The organism is Pseudomonas pohangensis (assembly GCF_900105995.1).
Lineage (GTDB): Bacteria > Pseudomonadota > Gammaproteobacteria > Pseudomonadales > Pseudomonadaceae > Aquipseudomonas > Aquipseudomonas pohangensis.
This window is the reverse complement of sequence record NZ_LT629785.1, coordinates 1,722,486-1,742,060: the sequence shown is the minus strand read 5'-3', so window position 1 is coordinate 1,742,060 and position 19,575 is coordinate 1,722,486. Positions and strand designations below refer to the sequence as shown.

The 19,575-nt window shown below is 59.1% G+C and carries 19 protein-coding genes and 1 pseudogene; 8 read left to right on the top strand and 12 right to left on the bottom strand.

Annotation, left to right across the window (positions count from 1 at the left end):
* Positions 1-69 precede the first annotated feature (69 nt).
* The 6 genes from pstB (at position 70) to BLT89_RS08130 (ending at position 4,170) form a co-directional block, all read left to right on the top strand.
* Positions 70-831: a phosphate ABC transporter ATP-binding protein PstB gene (gene pstB, locus BLT89_RS08155; protein ID WP_231975095.1), complete on the top strand. Its 762-nt coding sequence runs from the start codon at positions 70-72 to the stop codon at positions 829-831.
* Positions 832-916: 85 nt separating this feature from the next.
* Positions 917-1,618, top strand: coding sequence for a hypothetical protein (locus BLT89_RS08150; protein WP_090194090.1), 702 nt, complete (start codon positions 917-919; stop codon positions 1,616-1,618).
* 56 nt (positions 1,619-1,674) lie between these two features.
* A complete protein-coding gene (locus BLT89_RS08145; RefSeq protein ID WP_090198841.1) occupies positions 1,675-2,250 on the top strand; it encodes a hypothetical protein in 576 nt (191 codons plus the stop codon).
* A 188-nt stretch (positions 2,251-2,438) separates the two neighbouring features.
* On the top strand, positions 2,439-2,666 hold the full coding sequence (locus BLT89_RS08140) for a hypothetical protein (RefSeq protein WP_090194089.1): 228 nt from the start codon (positions 2,439-2,441) through the stop codon (positions 2,664-2,666).
* A 118-nt stretch (positions 2,667-2,784) separates the two neighbouring features.
* Positions 2,785-3,663: a polyphosphate kinase 2 gene (gene ppk2, locus BLT89_RS08135; RefSeq protein WP_408003070.1), complete on the top strand. Its 879-nt coding sequence runs from the start codon at positions 2,785-2,787 to the stop codon at positions 3,661-3,663.
* 27 nt (positions 3,664-3,690) lie between these two features.
* Positions 3,691-4,170 carry an AlgP family protein gene (locus tag BLT89_RS08130; protein ID WP_090194086.1) on the top strand — a complete coding sequence of 160 codons (480 nt, stop codon included), beginning with the start codon at positions 3,691-3,693 and terminating at the stop codon, positions 4,168-4,170.
* Here the strand turns inward: BLT89_RS08130 and BLT89_RS08125 are convergent.
* The 5 genes from BLT89_RS08125 to BLT89_RS17625 form a co-directional block, all read right to left on the bottom strand.
* Positions 4,167-5,195: a 1-aminocyclopropane-1-carboxylate deaminase/D-cysteine desulfhydrase gene (locus BLT89_RS08125; protein WP_090194084.1), complete on the bottom strand. Its 1,029-nt coding sequence runs from the start codon at positions 5,193-5,195 to the stop codon at positions 4,167-4,169. The two genes, BLT89_RS08130 and BLT89_RS08125, sit on opposite strands and share 4 nt — an antisense overlap.
* Positions 5,196-5,201: 6 nt before the next feature.
* Entirely contained in the window at positions 5,202-6,005 is an 804-nt protein-coding gene (locus BLT89_RS08120) for an SDR family oxidoreductase (RefSeq protein WP_090194082.1), read from the bottom strand.
* A gap of 233 nt (positions 6,006-6,238) precedes the next feature.
* Positions 6,239-7,876 (bottom strand): DUF1254 domain-containing protein, encoded by a 1,638-nt coding sequence (locus BLT89_RS08115; protein WP_197673544.1) that lies wholly within the window; start codon positions 7,874-7,876, stop codon positions 6,239-6,241.
* Between the two features lie 52 nt (positions 7,877-7,928).
* Positions 7,929-8,822 carry a 3-hydroxyacyl-CoA dehydrogenase family protein gene (locus BLT89_RS08110; RefSeq protein WP_090194079.1) on the bottom strand — a complete coding sequence of 298 codons (894 nt, stop codon included), beginning with the start codon at positions 8,820-8,822 and terminating at the stop codon, positions 7,929-7,931.
* Between the two features lie 239 nt (positions 8,823-9,061).
* On the bottom strand, positions 9,062-10,087 hold the full coding sequence (locus BLT89_RS17625; RefSeq protein ID WP_172829120.1) for an AraC family transcriptional regulator: 1,026 nt from the start codon (positions 10,085-10,087) through the stop codon (positions 9,062-9,064).
* Positions 10,088-10,235: 148 nt separating this feature from the next.
* On the opposite strand from BLT89_RS17625, the gene BLT89_RS08095 reads away from it, so the two are divergent.
* Complete coding sequence (locus BLT89_RS08095; RefSeq protein ID WP_157718822.1) at positions 10,236-11,177, top strand: enoyl-CoA hydratase/isomerase family protein; 942 nt, start codon at positions 10,236-10,238, stop codon at positions 11,175-11,177.
* A 28-nt stretch (positions 11,178-11,205) separates the two neighbouring features.
* Here the strand turns inward: BLT89_RS08095 and BLT89_RS08090 are convergent, their stop codons facing one another.
* The 4 genes and pseudogenes from BLT89_RS08090 to BLT89_RS08075 all read right to left on the bottom strand — a co-directional run.
* On the bottom strand, positions 11,206-12,657 hold the full coding sequence (locus BLT89_RS08090) for a pyridoxal phosphate-dependent decarboxylase family protein (protein WP_090194074.1): 1,452 nt from the start codon (positions 12,655-12,657) through the stop codon (positions 11,206-11,208).
* Positions 12,654-13,268, bottom strand: a complete 615-nt coding sequence (locus BLT89_RS08085) for a DedA family protein (protein ID WP_157718821.1) — start codon at positions 13,266-13,268, stop codon at positions 12,654-12,656. Before BLT89_RS08085 ends, BLT89_RS08090 begins: the two co-directional genes overlap by 4 nt.
* Before the next feature lie 739 nt (positions 13,269-14,007).
* Positions 14,008-14,364 carry a DUF3047 domain-containing protein gene (locus BLT89_RS08080; protein ID WP_090194070.1) on the bottom strand — a complete coding sequence of 119 codons (357 nt, stop codon included), beginning with the start codon at positions 14,362-14,364 and terminating at the stop codon, positions 14,008-14,010.
* Positions 14,365-14,493: 129 nt separating this feature from the next.
* Positions 14,494-15,087: pseudogene (locus BLT89_RS08075) on the bottom strand (metal-dependent hydrolase); the annotation flags it as partial.
* A gap of 154 nt (positions 15,088-15,241) precedes the next feature.
* Here BLT89_RS08075 and BLT89_RS08070 point away from each other — a divergent pair.
* Positions 15,242-16,630 (top strand): metal-dependent hydrolase family protein, encoded by a 1,389-nt coding sequence (locus BLT89_RS08070; protein ID WP_090194066.1) that lies wholly within the window; start codon positions 15,242-15,244, stop codon positions 16,628-16,630.
* A gap of 697 nt (positions 16,631-17,327) precedes the next feature.
* Here BLT89_RS08070 and BLT89_RS08065 read toward each other — a convergent pair.
* The 3 genes from BLT89_RS08065 to BLT89_RS08055 are packed head-to-tail and all read right to left on the bottom strand — an operon-like array spanning position 17,328 to position 19,541.
* Positions 17,328-18,695, bottom strand: coding sequence for an NAD(P)/FAD-dependent oxidoreductase (locus BLT89_RS08065; RefSeq protein ID WP_157718819.1), 1,368 nt, complete (start codon positions 18,693-18,695; stop codon positions 17,328-17,330).
* Positions 18,696-18,731: 36 nt separating this feature from the next.
* Positions 18,732-19,100 carry a hypothetical protein gene (locus BLT89_RS08060; protein WP_090194063.1) on the bottom strand — a complete coding sequence of 123 codons (369 nt, stop codon included), beginning with the start codon at positions 19,098-19,100 and terminating at the stop codon, positions 18,732-18,734.
* A 6-nt stretch (positions 19,101-19,106) separates the two neighbouring features.
* On the bottom strand, positions 19,107-19,541 hold the full coding sequence (locus tag BLT89_RS08055; protein ID WP_090194061.1) for a hypothetical protein: 435 nt from the start codon (positions 19,539-19,541) through the stop codon (positions 19,107-19,109).
* Between the last annotated feature and the right edge of the window lie 34 nt (positions 19,542-19,575).

The window sequence follows — 19,575 nt, the reverse complement described above, 5'->3', positions numbered from 1 at the left end:
AGCATCTGAATCGTGAACGCATCAACTGCGCAAAAAGCCGAACTGTTTGAAGCCCATGCTCCGGTGGTGATGGACTGCAAGCTGGACAAGATTTTCTACGGCAACTTCATGGCGGTACGCGACAGCCATGTGCCGATTGAAAAGAACAAGATCACCGGATTTATCGGCCCTTCCGGCTGCGGCAAAAGTACCGTGCTGCGCAGCCTGAACCGGATGAACGATCTGGTGAAAGGCTTCCGTTTCGAAGGCCATGTGCATTTTCTCGGCCAGGACGTATACGGCAAGGGCGTTGATCCGGTGGTCGTGCGTCGCTACATCGGCATGGTGTTCCAGCAGCCGAATCCGTTTTCGATGAGTATTTTCGACAATGTCGCCTTCGGCCTGCGCCTGAACCGCTACAAGGGCGATATCGGTGATCGCGTCAAACATGCCTTGCAGGGCGCCGCGCTGTGGGACGAAGTCAAGGACAAGCTCAAGGTCAGCGGTCTGTCGCTGTCCGGTGGCCAGCAACAGCGCTTGTGTATCGCCCGCGCCATCGCCACCGAGCCGGAAGTACTGCTGCTGGACGAGCCGTGTTCGGCGCTCGACCCGATTGCCACGCGCCGGGTGGAGGAACTGATGGTCGAACTGAAGAAGGATTACACCATCGCGCTGGTGACCCACAACATGCAGCAGGCCATCCGGGTGGCGGATACCACGGCGTTCTTCTCGGTGGATATTTCCGAGGGCACGCGTACCGGCTATCTGGTCGAAATGGGCCCGACGGCGCAGATTTTCAACAATCCGCGCGAACAGCTGACCAGTGATTACATCAGCGGCAAGTTCAGCTAGGCCACTGCCAGAGCCACACTGCTGCAGCCAGGGCCGGCGTGCCGTTGGTTGCAGCTTTTTTTCCAGCTACTACTCCGGATCGTCAATGCCAGCAAAGCGTCGTCTTGACCTGACCGCCATTGAACGTGCCCTGCGCGAGGTGCAGTCGCGCTTTGACGAACTCAGCCAGCACTTTATCGAGCAGCGTGAACCCTTCAGTGACGAAGTGCTGCAGAACATGCTGGAGGGCTATGCCCTGGTTGACGACTACGTTGCACGCGGGGTTGATCTGTTTGATCTGCAGCAGGTCAATCTGCTGCTGGAGATCAATGCCACGGTGCTCTGCGGTAGTGATCCCGGGCGCCGCCTGGAGTTTGCCGAACACCTTGAGGCTACCGAGAAACACTTTTTCCACGAAGCCGAAGGTGGCATCAAGGACCTGTACAACTGGTACAGCGCCCACCGCAACGAGTCGGTGTGGAAGCGCGCGGCCGGTGTTTATGTGCGCATTCTGAGCAAGCCGCAGCTGTTCATCGAAGGCAATAATCGCAGCGGATCGCTGATTGTCAGCTATTTGCTGATGCGCGCAGGGCGCCCGCCGTTCGTCCTGACGGTGGAAAATGCCGAAGGCTATTTCAATCCTTCTTCGTTGATCCGGAATTCCGCCAAGCATGGTCTGAAAGCGCTGTATGAGCTGCCCAAGATCAAGAAGAAGTACGCCGCTTTCCTGGAAAATCAGACACCTGCCAGCAAGGATTTTTTCCTTACGGGTAAACAGTTGCCTCTGCACAAGGAAGCCATGCGATGAAACGCTACGGTATACGCAATACCCGCACCGCGAGCGGCAATCAGGCATGGACGGTAATGAAAAAACTGCTGCCGCTGCATTTCTTCAGGCGCCAGCACATTCGCATATCCTTTGATATCGATGACACGCTGGCCTGTCATTTTCGCCAGACTGAAGCCGAGCAAAGCCGTCTGCCGGGTATTGTCCACCGCTGGCTGGGTGAGCCGTTGCGCAGCGGTACGCGCGAACTGGCCCGCGAGTTGCGGCGTCGCGGCTGCAGCATCTGGATCTACACCTCGTCCGGGCGGACGCCGGCCTACATCCGGCGCTGGCTGCTGCTCTACGGCGTGCACATTGATGGCGTGGTCAACAGCGTACGCCACGGCCATGCGCTGAAGGTTCACGGTTTCACGCATTCGCCCTCGAAGTTTCCTCCGGCCTTCGGCATTGACCTGCATGTGGATGATTCCGAAGGCGTGCGTGCGGAAGGTTATGACCACGGCTTTCGCGTGGTTGTGGTCCGCCCCGATGATGAGCATTGGGCGCAGCGGGTATTGGCCGCTGTGGACGAAGTTCAGGCGCAACTCAGCCGGCATGGCCTGCCGGCGAACCGGTTACTGGCAGACCAGCGTAGCGAAGTGTTCTCTTCCTGAGCTGGCCCCGTGCTCGGCCATTGCCTGCAACCCCCGACAGAACAGATGGCGCAGCTGTGCCTGCTGCACCCGCTGCCTTGCCTCTGATTGCAGCGGGCTGGCGTCGCGGCCGCTGAATTGGCAACTGCAATAAAACGGCAATATCACCGCTTTAGAATGCGCTGGCGTTATTCAGAAGGAGTCTTCCGGTGAGCCAGACAATCCGCACTATCTGCAAAACCCTCGATCAGGTGGCCGGCAATCATGAAGCCAGTGCGCTAGCGGTGATGCGTGCTACCGAGCGGGTGGGTGACGAGTTGCTCAGGCAGCAACTGCTCAATGTCATCCACCGCATGAGCCTGGATGCCGACCGGTTGCGCCAGGCCCGTGACGATATTGCCAGTCAGGGCATGCAGCGCGCGGCGATCCGCCTGTAAGGCTGCCGGCAGCGGTGCGGTACAGACAACACAAAGGTTTTTCGAACCCCACCCGCCAGCTTCAGGAGCCACCATGAGCGAGCAGATGATTGCGGATTACTCCGAACAGGCCCGTCACATGTATGACGACATTCTCGACAGCTTCGATGAAGAGCTGGAAATGGAGCTGGACGACGAGCGACTGGACGCGCTGGCGGGAGAGTGGGGGCCGGCGCCCTCGAAGGGCATGGACCGCCGCGTGTATTTTCGTGAGTTGCTGCGCCTGCAGGGTGAACTGGTCAAGCTGCAGGGCTGGGTCGTCGAGAACAAGCTCAAGGTCGTGGTGCTCTTCGAGGGCCGCGATGCGGCCGGCAAGGGCGGTGCCATCAAGCGCATTACCCAGCGCCTGAATCCGCGCGTCTGTCGTGTCGCCGCACTGCCCGCACCCAGTGAGCGTGAGCGCACGCAGTGGTACTTCCAGCGTTATGTGCCGCACCTGCCGGCGGCCGGTGAAATGGTTCTGTTTGACCGCAGCTGGTACAACCGTGCCGGTGTCGAAAAGGTCATGGGCTTTTGCACCGGCAGCGAGTACGAAGAGTTTTTCCGAACCGTACCCGAATTTGAAAAGATGCTGGTGCGCTCGGGCATTATCCTCATCAAGTACTGGTTCTCGATTACCGACAACGAGCAGTACCAGCGCTTCCTGATGCGCATCAATGACCCGCTCAAGCAGTGGAAACTCTCGCCGATGGATCTGGAATCACGCCGGCGCTGGGAGGATTACACCCGGGCCAAGGAAGAAATGCTCGCGCGTACGCATATTGCCGAAGCGCCATGGTGGATAGTCGAGGCGGATGACAAAAAACGCGCACGACTGAATTGCATTCATCATCTGCTGACGCAGATTCCCTACGCCGAAACCGAACCGGAACCGATAGTGCTGCCGGCCCGCGTATTCAATGCGGATTACCTGCGCTCTCCGGTGCCGGACGAAATTATCGTGCCTGCGGTTTATTGAGACGAGGCCAGCGAGCGGGGCTTGATTATGTCGGAGAGAAAAAAGGTGCTGCCAACCCCTATCCATCTGCTGCATGCGCTTTCGCTGGATGTGGTGGCCCGGCTGGAGCGCGCGTGCAGCAAGGCGATTGCCGAGACCGAGAGCATGGCCGGCAAGCTGGATAAAGAATGCGAAAAGGTCCAGGAGAAACTGCTCAGCAGTCGTCAGCATCTGCAGGAAGCGACGGTCAAGGGCAAAAACAGAAGCCGCGCCCGCTCACGCCAGCGGGTTGACGAGCTGGAGCAGCGGCTTTACTCCCTGAAAGAACGCCGGGCGCAAACCTGGCAGCAGCTTGCCAGTCTCAAACGCGATACCGAAGAGAGCCTGAGTCTGCTGGAAGGGGTGCGGGCGGTACGTGAAGCTGCGGGCAAGATCCTCAGCCGACGCCAGAGCAGGCGCAGTGCCCCCAGGGTTACTGTGGCGGGCAACTCGGCGAACCGCTTGCGCCAGCAGTCGCAAAGCCACTAGCCCTGTGCCGGCTGCGAATTCAGCGTGGCCCAGAACAGCAAAGGCGCTGCGCCGGATTGCAAGCGCTTGAGATACTCGCCGAATGCCTTGCCGCTGTAAGTGGCGTCCAGCGTCAGACCGGCCGCCATGCCGCGGCGGATGGCGGCTTCGGTGGCTGCTGTTGAACAGCCGTAACCGGGCGCAAACCAGTCGGAAACCAGGATCGGCTCGGGCACCTTGATGCTGCCCCCCGGGTGGCCGTGCTTTTCCAGCAGGCGCGCGGCGCTGAGCATCATCTTGCGACTGACCGCCGGGGTGCAGATGTCAATGAAACCGAGTTTTTCCGGGGCCACGCGCACGCCGATCACCTGTGTCTCAAGGCCGGCCAGCGCACAGCCGAGCGTCAGCCCGGCCAGGGTTGCGGAACTGCCTACCGGCAGGATGATCTGTGCCGGCAGCGGGCAATTGCCGGCCTGGATCTGCTCGCGCAGTTCAAAGGCCGCGTTGATGTAGGCAAAGGTCGCCACCGGGCTGGATGCGCCGGCAGCCAGGAAATAACAGCGCGGATCGAGCCGGCGCGGGTGCAGCTGCCAGCTCAGCGCGGCGGCGCCCAGACTGTCGAAGGTATGCAGGTGCGCGCCGTGTTGCCGCATCAGTTGCTGGTTGTGCTCGACATGTTCCGAGGGCGGTTGCCTGAATAAAAACAGCGTCAGCTCGATCCCCAGTTCCTGCAGCAGTATGGCTGCAGCTACCCCGAAGTTGGTGCCGGTGCCGCCCAGGCTGTAGACGTGGCGCACGCCTTTGCGCAGCAACTCGCTGGCGACGAACTCCAGCTTGCGCATCTTGTTGCCGCCGTAGTGCGGATGAATCCCATCGTCGCGCTTGACCCACGCGTACTCGCCAAGTGCGGGTAATGCCTCGACCGGTGAAGGCAGCTGGCACAGCGCCAGCGGCTGCAGCAGCGCTGCCAGTTGCGGGTAGACATCGAACAGCGGCCAGTGTGCGGCGGGCAGGGCGGGGGCGTGGCGCAGGTCAGGCATTTTCATCGGCGACTACTTGAGCGAATAGGTGGATTTCATCAGGCGCTCGAACAGCCGCGCCGGCATCAGGCGCTTGGCGAAAATGCCGGCGCGCTGGCCCCATGCCCCCACCGGGTAGCGCACATCCAGTTTTGCCTGCTCGACCAGACGCACCGCCAGTTGCGCCACCTGATCGGCGCCGGAACCTTGCTGTTCATCACGCACATAGATCGCTAGGGTCTTCTCCAGCTGATGAGCGTTGTGGCCGGCGCGGGCCTGTCTGGCGAACACCCGGGCATCGGTGAAGCCGGTTTTGAAATCGCCGGGATTGATCGTGGTCGCATCGATACCACTGCCGGAAAGCTCCAGGCGCAGGGCTTCGTTGAGTCCTTCGATGGCGTACTTGCTGGCACTGTAGAACGGCTGGAAGGGCATGCCGGCCAGGCCGGCCAGCGAACTGACGGTGATGATGCGACCGCTGCCCTGGCTGCGCATCTGCGGCAGTACCGCACGGATCATGCGCACCGGACCGAAGAAGTTGGTGTTCAGCTGCCACTGCGCTTCTTCCAGACTGGTGTCCTCGACGGCGCCACACAGGCCGACCCCGGCGTTGTTGATCAGCACGTCGAGGCGGCCGGCTGCGTTGATCACCTGCGCCACGGCGTTGCTGACTGAGGCGTCGTCAGTCACATCCAGCTGCAGCATGCGCACCTTGTCCTGATCGAGCAGCTGCCGGCGGCTGGTACCGAAAACAAGGTGACCGCGTGCGGCCAGATGCGCGGCGATTTTCTGTCCGAATCCATAGGAAGCGCCGGTGACCAGAATGACCTTGCTCATGGCAGGCACCGCGCAACGGGGCAATAAACGGCTGGGGCAGTCATGCAGTTCCTCGGCAGGCAATAGAGCAGATGCGGATCCGCTGTCCGGTGCAGGTTGCCCCGCACCTTCAGGGATGTGCTATCTGCTGATTCTAGCCTGTGCACGACTGTCAGCGTGCAGGTCATGAGCCCTGCTGCTGCCTTTTGCGCGGAGAAAGGCAGCTGGCCAGTTGCACTGGCGCAAACGTCGGTTTACTTCACCAGTTCAACCTCACTCGGCCGCCATTGCTTGCTGAAGAAGGGCTCAAGCGGGCTGTACAGCCGCAGCATGGGGAAGAAGCCCTTGCCGGGTATGGTCTGGATCCAGTTGCCGCGCTTGACGCCGTCCGGTTGCGTGGGCGCGAAATACACCGTGGTAGAGCCATCGGCATCCGCTTGTGCCGCCGGGAACGGGTAGCTCTGGCTGCCGACCCGCGGAAAGCGCTGCGGCGTGTCGAGCATTGAACGGGTCATGGTGTCGTAGAGGGTGAATGACCAGAATTTCGCCGCCGGAATATCCCTGGGCAGTTTCACCCTGTAGGTCCTGGCGCCGTCGAAATAATTGCCGTCGGCATCGAGCATGGCCCACACATATTGCGAGCCGCTGCCGGGCAGGCGCATGGACATTGCCGGGGTGATTCCGGTCACGCCATAGAAGTAGGCTTCACGGGCGTCGAGTTTCCGGTAGCCGGTTGCCGGGAAGGGTTTTACCCCCTCTTTGGTAATCATCGGTATCGGTGTCTCGAACTCGTAGCCAGTGTCAAACAGCAGGTTCTGCCAGTTGCCATCACCGTAGTAATACCAGGCGCGATCACGGCCGTTGATGAACAGGCTGCGCGAGGTCGCGTTGGCTACCTGCAATGCTTCGCTGAGTATTTTCTTCATCCGTGCATCGGGCTTGAAGGGCTTGCCCTTGACGATGCCGATGGCCGCAATCGGCCCCATAAGCTCCGGGTCGAGGGCGCTGGCCGGCTCGGCCTGCACGATTTCGTTGAGCATCTCGAAGTAGGTCCAGTCGTTGGGCGGCAGGGTATTCATCGCCTTGCCGCTGCCTTCATGGAACACGGTTGCCGGTGGCGGCTTGAGCGGGGCCAGCGGGGCCTTGCCGGCCAGAAACTCGGCAATCGGGGTGCCCAGGCCGCCCGGCGTGTAGGGGTAGACCCTGGTGAACTGCTTGATCCTCGCCACTACCGGCTTGGGATCATTGCCATTCTCCAGAAAGGCGCGGGCAAACCAGACCGCATGGAGGGTTTTCGAGTGCGCGATATTGAACCCGCCCTCCGGCAGGATGCCCTCATAGTCCGGCGGCACGATCAGGTACTTGCCGCCTTCGCCGCGATCCGGCCCCGGCATGCCCATGTCGATGACCCAGTGGAACCAGGCATCCTGCACCGTGCCGAGCACCTGCGGCGGCACCTCGATGACCATCGGGCCGTTGGAAAGGTCGAGGCTGCCGATGACATACAGGGTGTCCGCATTGGCCGTGAGGAACAGTGACTTGGAATCCATCAGCTCGGAGAATACGAGGACTTCGTTGTCCTTGGCGCCAACGTTGGCGATGCCCTTGCGCACGGCATGCACACTGACGCCTTGCAGGGTGTCGGAAAATGCGCGAAACGCGTGGATGAAGTCCAGGTTGTCATAGACCTTTTCCAGGGTTGCCTTGCTTGGCTGGCCGTCAGCAAACTCCAGCGTGCCGATGCGGCTTTCGACCTTGTCCGGGGTGATGACGGACGCCGGTACGCCGGTGTTTGACGCGGCGTTGGCCAGGGATGCCAGGCTGCCGGTGAGCAGCGCGGCGGCAATGGCCAGTGCCAGACTTGTAGCTGTTCTGCGTGTTTGCGATTGCATGGTCATGTTCCTTTGCGTGTCGTGCGTTGCGCTTGACGGATAACGGGAAGTTTTAGCGGCCCATGATGAAGCCCGGCTGTTGCCAGGCCGGATCTGGGTAGCTGTAAAAGCCTTCGCCCGACTTCATGCCGAGCAAGCCGCGGGCCTGGTAGGTTCTTAAAAAGTCGGCAGCCCGTTTGAAGTCTTTGTCAGCACTTTTGCTGAACTGGGCATCGAAGATATCAATGATCAGATCGAGACCAACGCCATCGACCAGCGCCATCGGGCCGATCGGGGCGTTCTGCCCGGCACACCAGGAACGGTCGACATCGGTAAAAGTGCCATAGCCGTCAGCGACCAGCAGCACCGCGGTTTTCAACCAGGAGAACAGCATGCTGTTGGCCAGATAGCCGTCCTTTTCTTTCAGCATGACCACCGGGGCCTGGTCGCAACTGACAATAAATCGGGTCAGGATATCGATCACTTGCGGATCTGTTTGCGGGCCGGGGACAACCTCCATCAGGCGGCCGAGCATATTGGTATGCAGGGCGGCAAAGCGGTTGCGGCGCACTACGGCGTCCTCGATCTCGGAGACCAGCAGGGAAGACGAGTTGGTGGTCAGAATCGCATCGGGTGAACACAGTGCCTCGATTTGCTGATGCACCTGGCGTTTCAGCTCAAGTTTCTCCAGCACCGACTCGCTGATCAGGTCAGCGCCCTGCAGAGCGGTTTCCAGCGACGAGGTGTAGCTGATGCGCTGCAGCGCCGCCGCCACCTGCTCGGGGCTGAACATGCCCTGGGCCATGGCGATGTGCCACTTCTGCCGTTCCGGTGCCGATGCCAGGGCAGCTGCCGAGAGATCATAAACCACACATTGGTAACCGGCGCTGGCAAATAAAAGGGAGTTCCAGCAGCCAATCGAGCCGGCGCCGATCAGGCAGATCTTTTTAATTTCAGCAATAGGCATAACAGTCCTGTCTCCCTTGTAGCCGTGATTGCAAAAGCCGGGGCAGCAGATACAGCAACCGGGTATCCACGGTTGAAAAGGTGTCCGGCTGGCAATGAAATTGGTAGGGCCTCTGTGCCTGCCCCGGATCGGGACAGTGCTTCAGCCTATTCTCCCGGCGGGCAGACAGTTACCGGATCGCGCTAGAAAATTATCCGATCACGCAAGGTTGATTGCCCCAGGGCCGCTGGGAGCGGGTGTCAGGGCGAAGGAGAACGCCGGCCTTTCAGCAGACTCCGTGGCGGGCAGCCCATTTGCTGTTTGAAGAAGCGCGAGAAGGCGCCGGTATGGGAAAACTGCAGGCGCTCGGCAATCGCGGTTATCGGCAGGTTGGAGTTTTCCAGATACTGGATGGCGATCTCCAGGCGCGCCCGGTCATACAGTTGCTGATAGGTTTTGCCTTCCTCCTTGAGGCGCAACTGCAAGGTCCGGGCGCTGACGCCGAGGATTGCTGCGACCTTGTCGATGGAGCACCTGCTCTCGTCAAGCAGCAGGCGGATCGTGCGGTCGGCTTTTAACGCCGACGGAATCGAATCGCCCAGACGGGCGCGGATTTCCCGCTGCAATATCTGGCGGTAAGCCGGTCGCGAATTGGCCAGCGGATAGCTGCTGTCCCGGGCCGACAGGTGAATCGCGTTGCGATCCTGGTTGAAGCTGATGTGTTCGCCAAACACCTGCTGCAACGGCTCGGTGTTGTAGGGGGCGGCGTGACGAAACTGGGTGAAGCGCGGGCGCCAGTCATTGCCCAGGATGGCTTGCAGTTCGTAGCAGGACATGGCCAGACCGAGTTCGATTACCTGGATTTCACTGTGGTCCAGCGCCTCGCTGCCCCGGGCCTGCTTCCTGACTTCATAGCAGAAGGCGGTGCGCTGGTCTTCCTCGACCAGGTACGCAGAGATGCCCTCGGAGTGCAGCTCCAGATGATCGGCGATGGCTTGCAGTGCGGCCCTGACGGTTTCTGCACTGCGGATCATCAGCCAGATCGGCCCGAGAATATCCCAGCCCTGGATCTGCGCCAGCTTCAGGGCAAAGAAGCGATCCTTGCAGGCGCGCGCGGCCTCTTCATAGAGGTTGATGACCAGACTGGATGGAATGTTGATGCCGGTTTCATACAGGGCCAGCGGATCCAGGCCAATCTTGCGTGCCAGCGCGTCCGGATCCTGCCCGTAGCTGCGGATCAGTTCGGCAACGCCCTGCAGATCACTGCTGCGGGAGACACTTGGCATAGCCACCTGCTTTGCGCGATTTGTTGGTTTTTCTGCGCACAATGGTAAATCCGTACGCGTCCGGCAACCTACTATGGCCGTGACCATCCGGCAACAGGCACCTTGCCCGCAGCCTGCCGCTTCACCGAACAGACTGGAGAGCCGCCCCATGTACCGCACGATCAAAACCACGCAGAGCGGTCGTGTGTTGCTGGCGCGACTGAGCAATCCGCCGCACGGCTTCCTCAATGAAGCCATGGTGCTGGATCTGGAAGCGCTGGTTGAGCGTGCCGATCAGGACCCGGACATCGGCGTGGTGGTGTTGACCGGCGAGCGCCCCGATCGCTTTATCGCGCATTTCGATGTGGCCGAGATACTGCACAAAGCCCGCAGTTATCCGCCGCTGAGGGAGTGGCAACTGCAATGGCTGCTGGCATTGCTGCGCATACTCCTGCGCATTCCGGGCATGCGCGGTGTGCTTGGCAAAACCCCCGCCAGCGGCGCGCTGTTTCTGTTGCGCTTCCACGACATGCTGTTGAAGATGGGTCGCAGCGGCACCATTTTTATCGCCGCGATCAATGGCCAGACCGCCGGTGGCGGGATCGAACTGGCCATGGCCTGTGACCTGCGCTACATGTCCAGTGCTGCTGACCTGTCCCAGGTCGAGGTGCTGCTTGGCTTTCCGCCGGGGGCGGGTGGCACGCAGCGGTTGACGCGGCTTATCGGCCGGGCCCGGGCGCTGGAAATGATGCTCACCGGCCGCGCCATATCGGCCGAAGAGGCGCAGCGAATAGGTCTGGTGACGCAGGTGTTTGCCCATGAGCAACTGCTGGAACAAACCCTGGCGATTGCGCAAAGGCTCTCGCGTTTTTTACCGCAGGCCATCAGCGCGATCAAACGGGTGACGCTGGAGGGTGGCTGTCTGCCACTGGGCAAAGGCCTGCAGATGGAGCAGGCCGCGGTGTTGAGCAACATCGGCGTGGAAGCGTCCCAGCGCGCCATGGCCCGCTATGTGGAGCACATCGACAGGCAAGGGCTGGTGCCGACCTACGATGCCGTTCTGCGGGAACAACTGGAAACGGGTCACTTCGAGGAATTCACTCGCCGCTAGTGTTGGCTGCGGCGAGTGGCTACAGCGCTTACTTGCGCCGCACTTTCTGTTGCTGGCGAGTGACATACCACTGGGCCACGGTATCTACGACTGCGTTTATCTGCCCTTTGATACCCGGTTCGGCTGGGGGTTGCTCATTCAGGTCGATAGCCTCGCCACCGGCTTTGTACATCTGCGCAAACATATCCAGCACCTTCTGCCGCACCATGCCGCGCAAGGGGATATGACTCATCATGCCGTAGGTCGCCGCGCTGCCGGTTTTTGCCAGTTCGGGGTTGGCTTTGACCGTAGCCACGGCTTCCTTGAGGTCGCGCAGGTAATCGTCCATGACCTCCAGGTGGCTGGCAGTGATCATCGCATGCAGGCCGTCCGGCGCTTGCAGACGGTTGATCTTCCAGCCTTTGGCATCCATCTGGTCGCCCACGGCGAAGATGTTTACCTCCGGGTCGCAGGAGCCATAGCCCAGCAGCGGCCCGTGGGGTTGGCCCATGACATAGAGTTCGGGCATTTTCTCGATGCCCTTGCGCATCTTGTCAAACGCCTGCGTGGTGCGCTTGGCCAGGTTCCTGTAGCCGGACTTGCCAAAGTGCTGCATGGCCGCCCAGGCAGCCGCATAGGCACCACCGGGGCGGGTGCCGAGCAGGGCCGGTGAGGCGAACACGCCGCCGGGCCAGTCCTGATAGACGAACATCTGGTGCTTGAGGTAATCCAGATTGCGGTAGGTGATGGTGGAGGCGCCTTTGGCGGCAAAGCCGTATTTGTGCACGTCTGCCGAAATGCTGGTAACACCGGCTACGCGGTAGTCCCACAACGGCAGTTTGCGCCCGTTCATTTCCATGAACGGCAGGATGAAGCCACCCACGCAGGCATCCACGTGCAGCGGAATCTTGCGCTTGAGGGCAATGGCGCTGAACTCTTCGATCGGGTCGATGTTGCCGTGCGGATAGTCCGGTGCCGAGCCGAGAATCATCACCGTGTTGCGGTTGCACAGGCGCGGCAGTTTCTTCACATCGGCGCGCAGGTCCTTGTCCAGCGGCAGCAGGCGTACCTTCACGCCGAAGTACTCGGAGGCCTTGAACCAGGCCACATGGGCAGTGGTCGGCAACACCATCTCGGGTTTGCTCACGCCGCGGGCGCGGGCCAGGTCACGATAGGTCTTGACCGCCAGCAGACAGCTCTCGGTGCCGCCCGAGGTGACCACGCCACAGACTTCCGGCGTGCCGTGAAACATCTCCGCGACCGCTGCGATGATCTCGTTCTCGAAGCGCTTGAGGCTTTTGAACGCGGTCGGATTCAGCCCGTTGGCGCTGGAGAATTCGCGGTACGCGTCGCCCATGAAGTCGGCGTAGTCTTCGTCCAGGTAATACACCAGGCTCCACAGGCGGCCCTCCTTGTAGTTGGGGTCTTGCGCGCCAAACTCCTTGAGATCGGCCAGTACCGCCGCAGTGGCGCGGCCTCTGGTTGGCAGTGCAGTTTTCATACTTGTCGCTCCCTGGAATTTCGCCGCCTGACCAGCCATACAGCCAGCAGCAATACGATGATGGCGGGAATAATCACGCCCTGAAAACGTTGCATGAGTTCGAGGATTTCTTCCCAGCGCCCACCGACATAACGCACCCCGTAAACCAGCAGCGGTAGCTGGATGAGTGCCGCCAGCCCGTCAAAAATGAACAGATGCCGGTAGGGCATCTTCAGTGAGCCGGCCGCCAGAAACAGCACCGAGCGCACGCCCGGCATGAAGCGCACCACGAAGATGTAGGCAGGCCCGTAACGGCGCATGGTGGCCTGCATGGTTTCCAGGCGTTGTTCGCTTATCAGGCGACCAAGGAAGCCCATGCGCAGGACTCTGGTGCCAAAGCGGTGACCCCAGTGGAACAGCAGGCCATCGCCGCATAACAGGCCGAACCAGGACACCACCATCAGCGGGACGGGCTCCATCACGCCTTTGAGGGTGAGGGCGCTGGCACCGAGCAGGACTATGTCTTCATTGATCGGCAGGCCGATGCCGCAGATGAACAACAGGACAAACACCAGCGCGTAGGCAGGTGCTCCCTGAAGTGACTGCAAAAAGGGCCAAACGGCTTCCAGCATGATTTGAACCTGGGACAGGCCGGCGTGAGCAGGCCCTGGGGTTGCATGAACTTTTTTTTGCATGTCCATGGCAAAGAGCGGATGACCAAGTCTCAAGTCGTCCGGTGCACTCAAAGATAAACGTTTAAGTGCTATTCAGCCAAGTATCTGCTCCCGTGGCCGCCACCGGAACGCGGAAAGCGTCTGGCATTTCCGGTGTTTCCAAGCAGCCGGGAGCTGCATGTCAACCACCCGCAGGAATCGGGATTGACCGGCTGAGGAATTAACGACCGGCTACTTCCGACCCGGAGCGGACGTCCAGGCTTTAGAAAATAAAGCCCTTTTTTCAGGGCTACTTGCTGGACAAGCTGAGCGTTGTGCAAAGTGAATATCCGTTTAGCAGGTGCAACTCCGTAGGGTGGTCAACTCGCGCAGCGATTGGCCACCATGCGTTGTCGATGCTTGCATAGTTGCCGGCCTTGATGGTGGCCAAACCTCCGGTGTTGACCACCCTGCAAATGTCCGGGCTACTTGCTGAACAGCAAACGCCGAAGTAACGACCGGTTGAATACACAGCACCTTGCAGGCGTTCGCCAATCTGGCCAGTGCTGGTCAATGCGAATGAAATTGGCTAGTCAGTTGCAATGCAAATTGGCGGTCAACTGCTATGCAATTACGCACTTGAGCCAGCGAATGTATTATCCCAAACCAGCCCTTTATTCTGGTTACTCGACCAGACGTAATTGAGTGCCCCGGTGTTCTAAACCAGCAAGCCTTCATCGATAACCACATGAATTCGAGCGACGAAATCATCCCCGCTTTTACTGCGCTGATCTAACTGGGTCAGGGTCTTTTCTACTGACCAGCTCCAGTTCAGGTAAGCCGTTGCGGCGAGATAGATTTGCTTTTTCAACACCATTCCCGACGCAGAATTATTGCTGATATCTCGTAGCGCCAAGCGCCCTTTGAACTGATTTATGGTGTAAATCGATTCACCAGAAAAGACTTTAGGCTCCCATTTTTGAATACCGTTCTTACTCAATTCAGTCAGGTTGGTTGAGGCGTTCACAGTCAAAAAAACTGTTGCGCCAATAAACAAGACAATCCATCGAAGCATGCGGTTCACTCATGATTTCACTGAGCGGGATAACGCTCAGGTTAAGGTACAGCAAAAGCGCAGCTGGACAGATGTCACCTGGTAACGACTTGCCGAACTGGAGCGGGTGATATGGTTATTGACCGTGCGCTATTGCAGCACACGCGGCGCGGCGGGTGCTTTACGCAACTCATCGGCCCAGGCCAAAAGTGGTATCTGCAATTCCGGCTGCCAGATACGCGCCCACAACAGCTGCAAACGTGAGAGGTCGCCCCGCTCTGACGGTAAACGCTCAATGCTCTGGTGCACGCGCCATTGTTCATTTTCACGCTGGGCAAAATTGAAGCGGAAAGGGTGAAATCCTGTCATGCCCAAGCGGATATCGGTAACCACCAGCTCCTCGCCCAATTGGTCATAGCGCAACACGCCGCCGGTAAACCAATTCAGACGCGTGTGGGCCGGTGAGTCAGCCAGGGCTTCAGCCAGGTGGATGCCTCGGGGAATTCGAGTCAGTTGCGGCACGGTGCTGTCGAACCAGCTAATCAGGGCTTCATGGTAATCATCGCCATCGAGCACAATCACCCGCCACAGAAGGCTGTTGAAGGGAGTTGGCGTGCTGAACATTTTCTGAGCTTGAATGCCTTGGCGCGCCAGTTCAGCTTCTACTCGGTGCTCGGCCATAAACTTGCCGCCCACAATGAACGTCAGATACAGCGAGGAGAACCCCAGGAGCAATAAGGGGACAGATTTATTTATTGGGGTCACTGTCCGTTTTTGACACCTTTCAGCCACCTTTCAGGGGCGGCAGTCGACCCGAAGCGGCCACTGCTGAAAATAAATCTGTCCCCTTTTTCAAGGTATAGTTCGGTTGACAGCCCTGCACGAATAGGATGGGAAAATGAAGCATAAACTAAAAAATTTAATTTTACCGCTTGCCTTCCTGGTGACTACTTCTGTAATTGCAGCAGAAAACCCACCGCCACAGCAGGTGCTTTTCAAGAACGTCAACATCTTCAACGGCACCGAGAACAAGATCTACAAGAACCAGCAAGTGTTGGTGGAGGCTAACCTGATCAAGGAGATCTCGGCTGGCGAAATTCAGACAAACAGTGGGACAACAGTGATCGACGGTGGCGGGCGGACGCTGACGCCGGGATTCGTCGAGGCTCATGCCCACTTCATGCTCATGGGGCCATCGGTGCCAGCCATGGAAGCCCAAAAGACCTGGGAGGATTTCGGCATCCACGCCACCAAGATGGCCGAGATGTACTTGATGCAGGGCTTCACCACCGTACGCGACGCTGGCGGCGCTAACGGTGGTATTCGCAGGGCAATCGATAGCGGGTTGATCGTCGGTCCGCGCTTCTATCCTTCCGCTGCGTTTATCGGCACGAGAGGGGGGCATGCCGATTTCGCCAACTTCACGTCCCCGCCTGATGCAGAGACAAACGTAGGTCGATTGAACATCTCGCAACAGGCCAACGGCCCTGACGACGTGCGGAAATTCGCGCGCAACAACTTCCGCATGGGTGCCACCCAGATTAAATTCATGCAATCGGGTGGCATCGTTTCGGCATTTGACCCATACCAATTGCTGGCTGGATCAAAAGAGGAGCTTGAGGCGGCGGTTCAGGTCGCCAACGAATACGGCAGTTACGTCATGGTACATGCCTATCGAAAGCAAGCTGCGCTAAACGCATTGAATGCTGGCGTTAAGTCCATCGAACATAATTTAGGGTTCGACAAGGAAATCGCAGATTTAATGAAAGAGAAAGGGGCCTACACCACTACCAACCTGACCAGCTTCGATCCGTCCATACTGGAAATCCCCCCAGTGCGCGACGTGCCATCAAGCCTGGCCAAAGCGTTATCGGCAAAGGAGGAGTTTAAGAACTACATTTCGAACATGAAAAAATATCCTGTTAAGCGTGGCTTTAATACGGACTGTATCGATACAGTTGAACGGTGCAACATCCAAGTTGCCTACGAGAAACATTTGAACGACAAATATTTCGGACCCTACGCTGCGCTGGTGGCTATGACATCGGTGGGTGGAGAAATTGTCGCCCTGTCTGGCGATTTCATGAACCCGTATCGCGAAGGCAAGCTTGGCGTCATCGAACAAGGCGCTTACGCTGATCTGTTGCTCCTCGACGGGAATCCGCTCGAAGACTTCTCTGTAGTCGGCGCGTCAGACAAGTGGCTCGACTCGCCCTTGCGTCCCGCAAGCCCGGAGACAATCCGGGTAATCATGAAGGACGGCGTGTTCTATAAGAACACGCTATAAACGTCTCAATCGGCTCTCGAAAGAATAATAGGTGACAGACTACGATTAATTCTCCCGAAAACCGTGGTCTGCCCCTGTTACTCGAAGCGAACTTAAAGCCTCTGCCATTCTATTTATTTGAAAAAATAAATATACATTCTCAAATATAAAAACGAGCCTGACCATACACGCAAAACCCAACAAGAACAGAAATTGGAATGTACAAAATTAAATCAGCGCCATTAATTCTTTGATAGATCGCTAATGGCAATATTATGAATAAAATAATAATGAATCCAATCCTGAATCTTACATCGTAGCTGGTTGACCCTGTTGGAAAAAAGACCTCGATATGGAGGTCTTTATAAAGTTTTAGCAAATCTCTACCTCACTTAGACTTCCCATTAATCTCTTCGTTCCTAGCAATAAGGGGACACAATAAGGGGGCAGATTTATTTATTGGGGTCACTGTCCGTTTTTGACACCTTTCAGCCACCTTTCAGGAGCGGCAGTCGACCCGAAGCGGCCACTGCTGAAAAATAAATCTGTCCCCTTTTTCTCAAGGGGACAGATTTATTTATTGGGGTCACTGTCCGTTTTTGACACCTTTCAGCCACCTTTCAGGGGCGGCAGTCGACCCGAAGCGGCCACTGCTGAAAAATAAATCTGTCCCCTTTTTCCACTTTTTCCCCAACCGCCGGGCGCAAGGCTTGAGCGCCTAGTCGCAGTCCTGGCGGCCGATAGCCTGCTGCACAATTTGCCGGTCGATGCGCCGGTCGATGCCGTTGACCACGCCGAGTAACCCGCGCACCGCCGCCCAGCGCCAGGGGTTGGGCGGCAGGTAGGCCGGTTTGCGGCAGATGATCTCGTGCCAGGGGTTGGCTTTACCGAGGATTTTGTCGGCCAGCAGGCTGCCCATGCTCGAGGCCTGCGCCACGCCGTGACCGTTGTAGCCAACGCCATAGAAATAGGAATCGCTGTGGCCAGCGTTACCGACAATGGGCAGGAAGTTCAGGGTCATGCCGATCCAGCCGGCCCAGGAATGGGCGATACGCAGCTGTGAGAGGGCCGGGAAGCACTGGCGAAACGCATTGATCACACTCATCTTGCTGGCATCGGCTTCACCGCCGTGGTGGTGCGGCTGGCAGTCGTAGAAGTACTGCACGTTCTTCGAGCCGCCGATGATGGTGCGCTGCGCGGTCAGGCGGTAACTCTCCATGCTTTCGTGGGCGGTGTAGATGCCCTCGCGACCGTTCCAGCCACCGATGGCGGCCAATTGCTCGTCGCTCAGCGGTTCGGTCTCGAACAGGGTGACGTAGAGTGGCACGATGCGCTCGCCGGGCCGACCGATCTCCGGGGTATAGGCGTTGCTGGCCATCAGCAGCTTGTCGGCGCTGACCGAGCCGTTGCTGGTCAGTACACGCAGCGGTTTGTCCTGGCTGACGCTGGTGACGCAGGTCTGTTCATAGATGCGGATGCCCCTGGCCAGAGCGGCCTGGCGCAGACCCAGGATGAATTTGCCGGGGTGCAGGGTGCCGCCGGCTTCTTCCATGGCGCCGCAGAGAAACGCCCTGGGCAGGCCGCGTTCGCGCATCTCGCCGGGCTCGACAAAATGCATACGCGCGCCGACCGCCATGGCCGCAGCCGCTGCCTTGCGCAGGCGTGCCTCCTGGGAAGGGTGCACCACTGCCATGATGTTGCCGCTCTGCTGGTAATCGCAGTCGATGCCGTACTCGAGCATCAGCTGCTCGGCGCTTTCCACACAGTGGTCGGCGAAGCTGGCCAGCTTGCCGGCCGTCTCATTGCCGAACAGCATCACCGCGGTGGGCAAGTCCTTGCAGATGGTCGGGGTCAGATGACCGGCATTGCGCCCGCTGGCACCATAGCCGCAGAAGTGTCGCTCCAGAATCACCGCCGACACCCCGGCCTTGTGCAGCGCCAGTGCGGTGGACAGGCCGGTGAAGCCGCCACCGACAATCACCACATCGGCGAGGATGTCGCCTTGCAGTTCCGGCTGCAGGTCGCCGGGCACGCTGACGTAGGGGCTGATGTCGAGGAAGCGTGTGCGGCTGTCGTCAGTGTTCACGGCAAGGTACTCCTGCTTGTGGGGCAGCCAGCCCGCTCAGATAGGCAACCGGCTGGATAGCTGCGCCACGATCACTGGCACCAGACCCCAGGTGACCGCCAGCGCGAGGGCGCAGGCCTGCCGGCCACGAAAGATCAGCAGGCGCTCATCGGGAAACACCCACCAGTCCAGTAGCAGGAAGTTGGCCCACTCGTAGGCATAGCCAATTACAAAGCCAATCAGGAACACGGCGCCCGGCCCGATTGCGGGTTGCAATAGCGACACCGAGCCCATGATCAGGCCGAACATGCACAGGCTGTTGATCAGCGGGCTGACCGTCTTGTGGTATTTCCACAGGTTGGCGCTGTAAGCGATGATCTCGGCAATCACACCGAGGGCTGTGCCGAGCAGCAGGGCCTTGATCATGCTGTCTTAACTCTCCAGATGGTTGCGGTTGCGCCACAGGAACAGCGCCAGTATCGGTGCCAGGCTCAGGCAGAAGACATTGATGACGATCTCCGCGCCCACCTGACCGCTGGCCCTGGCATAGATGTTGTTCTGCAGATTGAACGAAGTGTCGATCAGGCCGAGAAACAGCAACCCGCCAGCGGCGAGCAGGCCCCAGGCCACGGCCCATTGCCGGCGCCGGTAGAGGCCAATGGCGCTGATCGCGGCACAGAGCGCGACCGCTCCGTCGGGAACCGGAAAGGTGCGCTGAAAGACCAGATACCACTGCTCCTGCGAGGCCTGTACGGCACCATCGAGAAAGAACGAGGTCCAGTAGGCCGCGATGCCCACGGACAAAAGGGCCAGTAGCCCGATGATCAGCGTGATGCCCCTGATGGGCTTGGGTGCTGCAGCATTCATCACGATCGCCTTGTCAAATGGCTGTGCACTGGCC

Bases quoted from the DNA above. Each gene is read 5' to 3' on its own strand.
- pstB (WP_231975095.1), top strand. From the start codon at position 70: ATGGACTGCAAGCTGGACAAGATTTTCTACGGCAACTTCATGGCGGTA.
- BLT89_RS08150 (WP_090194090.1), top strand. From the start codon at position 917: ATGCCAGCAAAGCGTCGTCTTGACCTGACCGCCATTGAACGTGCCCTG.
- BLT89_RS08145 (WP_090198841.1), top strand. From the start codon at position 1,675: ATGAAAAAACTGCTGCCGCTGCATTTCTTCAGGCGCCAGCACATTCGC.
- ppk2 (WP_408003070.1), top strand. From the start codon at position 2,785: ATGTATGACGACATTCTCGACAGCTTCGATGAAGAGCTGGAAATGGAG.
- BLT89_RS08130 (WP_090194086.1), top strand. From the start codon at position 3,691: ATGTCGGAGAGAAAAAAGGTGCTGCCAACCCCTATCCATCTGCTGCAT.
- BLT89_RS08125 (WP_090194084.1), bottom strand. From the start codon at position 5,195: ATGAAAATGCCTGACCTGCGCCACGCCCCCGCCCTGCCCGCCGCACAC.
- BLT89_RS08120 (WP_090194082.1), bottom strand. From the start codon at position 6,005: ATGAGCAAGGTCATTCTGGTCACCGGCGCTTCCTATGGATTCGGACAG.
- BLT89_RS08115 (WP_197673544.1), bottom strand. From the start codon at position 7,876: ATGCAATCGCAAACACGCAGAACAGCTACAAGTCTGGCACTGGCCATT.
- BLT89_RS08110 (WP_090194079.1), bottom strand. From the start codon at position 8,822: ATGCCTATTGCTGAAATTAAAAAGATCTGCCTGATCGGCGCCGGCTCG.
- BLT89_RS17625 (WP_172829120.1), bottom strand. From the start codon at position 10,087: ATGCCAAGTGTCTCCCGCAGCAGTGATCTGCAGGGCGTTGCCGAACTG.
- BLT89_RS08095 (WP_157718822.1), top strand. From the start codon at position 10,236: ATGTACCGCACGATCAAAACCACGCAGAGCGGTCGTGTGTTGCTGGCG.
- BLT89_RS08090 (WP_090194074.1), bottom strand. From the start codon at position 12,657: ATGAAAACTGCACTGCCAACCAGAGGCCGCGCCACTGCGGCGGTACTG.
- BLT89_RS08085 (WP_157718821.1), bottom strand. From the start codon at position 13,268: ATGCTGGAAGCCGTTTGGCCCTTTTTGCAGTCACTTCAGGGAGCACCT.
- BLT89_RS08080 (WP_090194070.1), bottom strand. From the start codon at position 14,364: ATGCTTCGATGGATTGTCTTGTTTATTGGCGCAACAGTTTTTTTGACT.
- BLT89_RS08070 (WP_090194066.1), top strand. From the start codon at position 15,242: ATGAAGCATAAACTAAAAAATTTAATTTTACCGCTTGCCTTCCTGGTG.
- BLT89_RS08060 (WP_090194063.1), bottom strand. From the start codon at position 19,100: ATGATCAAGGCCCTGCTGCTCGGCACAGCCCTCGGTGTGATTGCCGAG.
- BLT89_RS08055 (WP_090194061.1), bottom strand. From the start codon at position 19,541: ATGAATGCTGCAGCACCCAAGCCCATCAGGGGCATCACGCTGATCATC.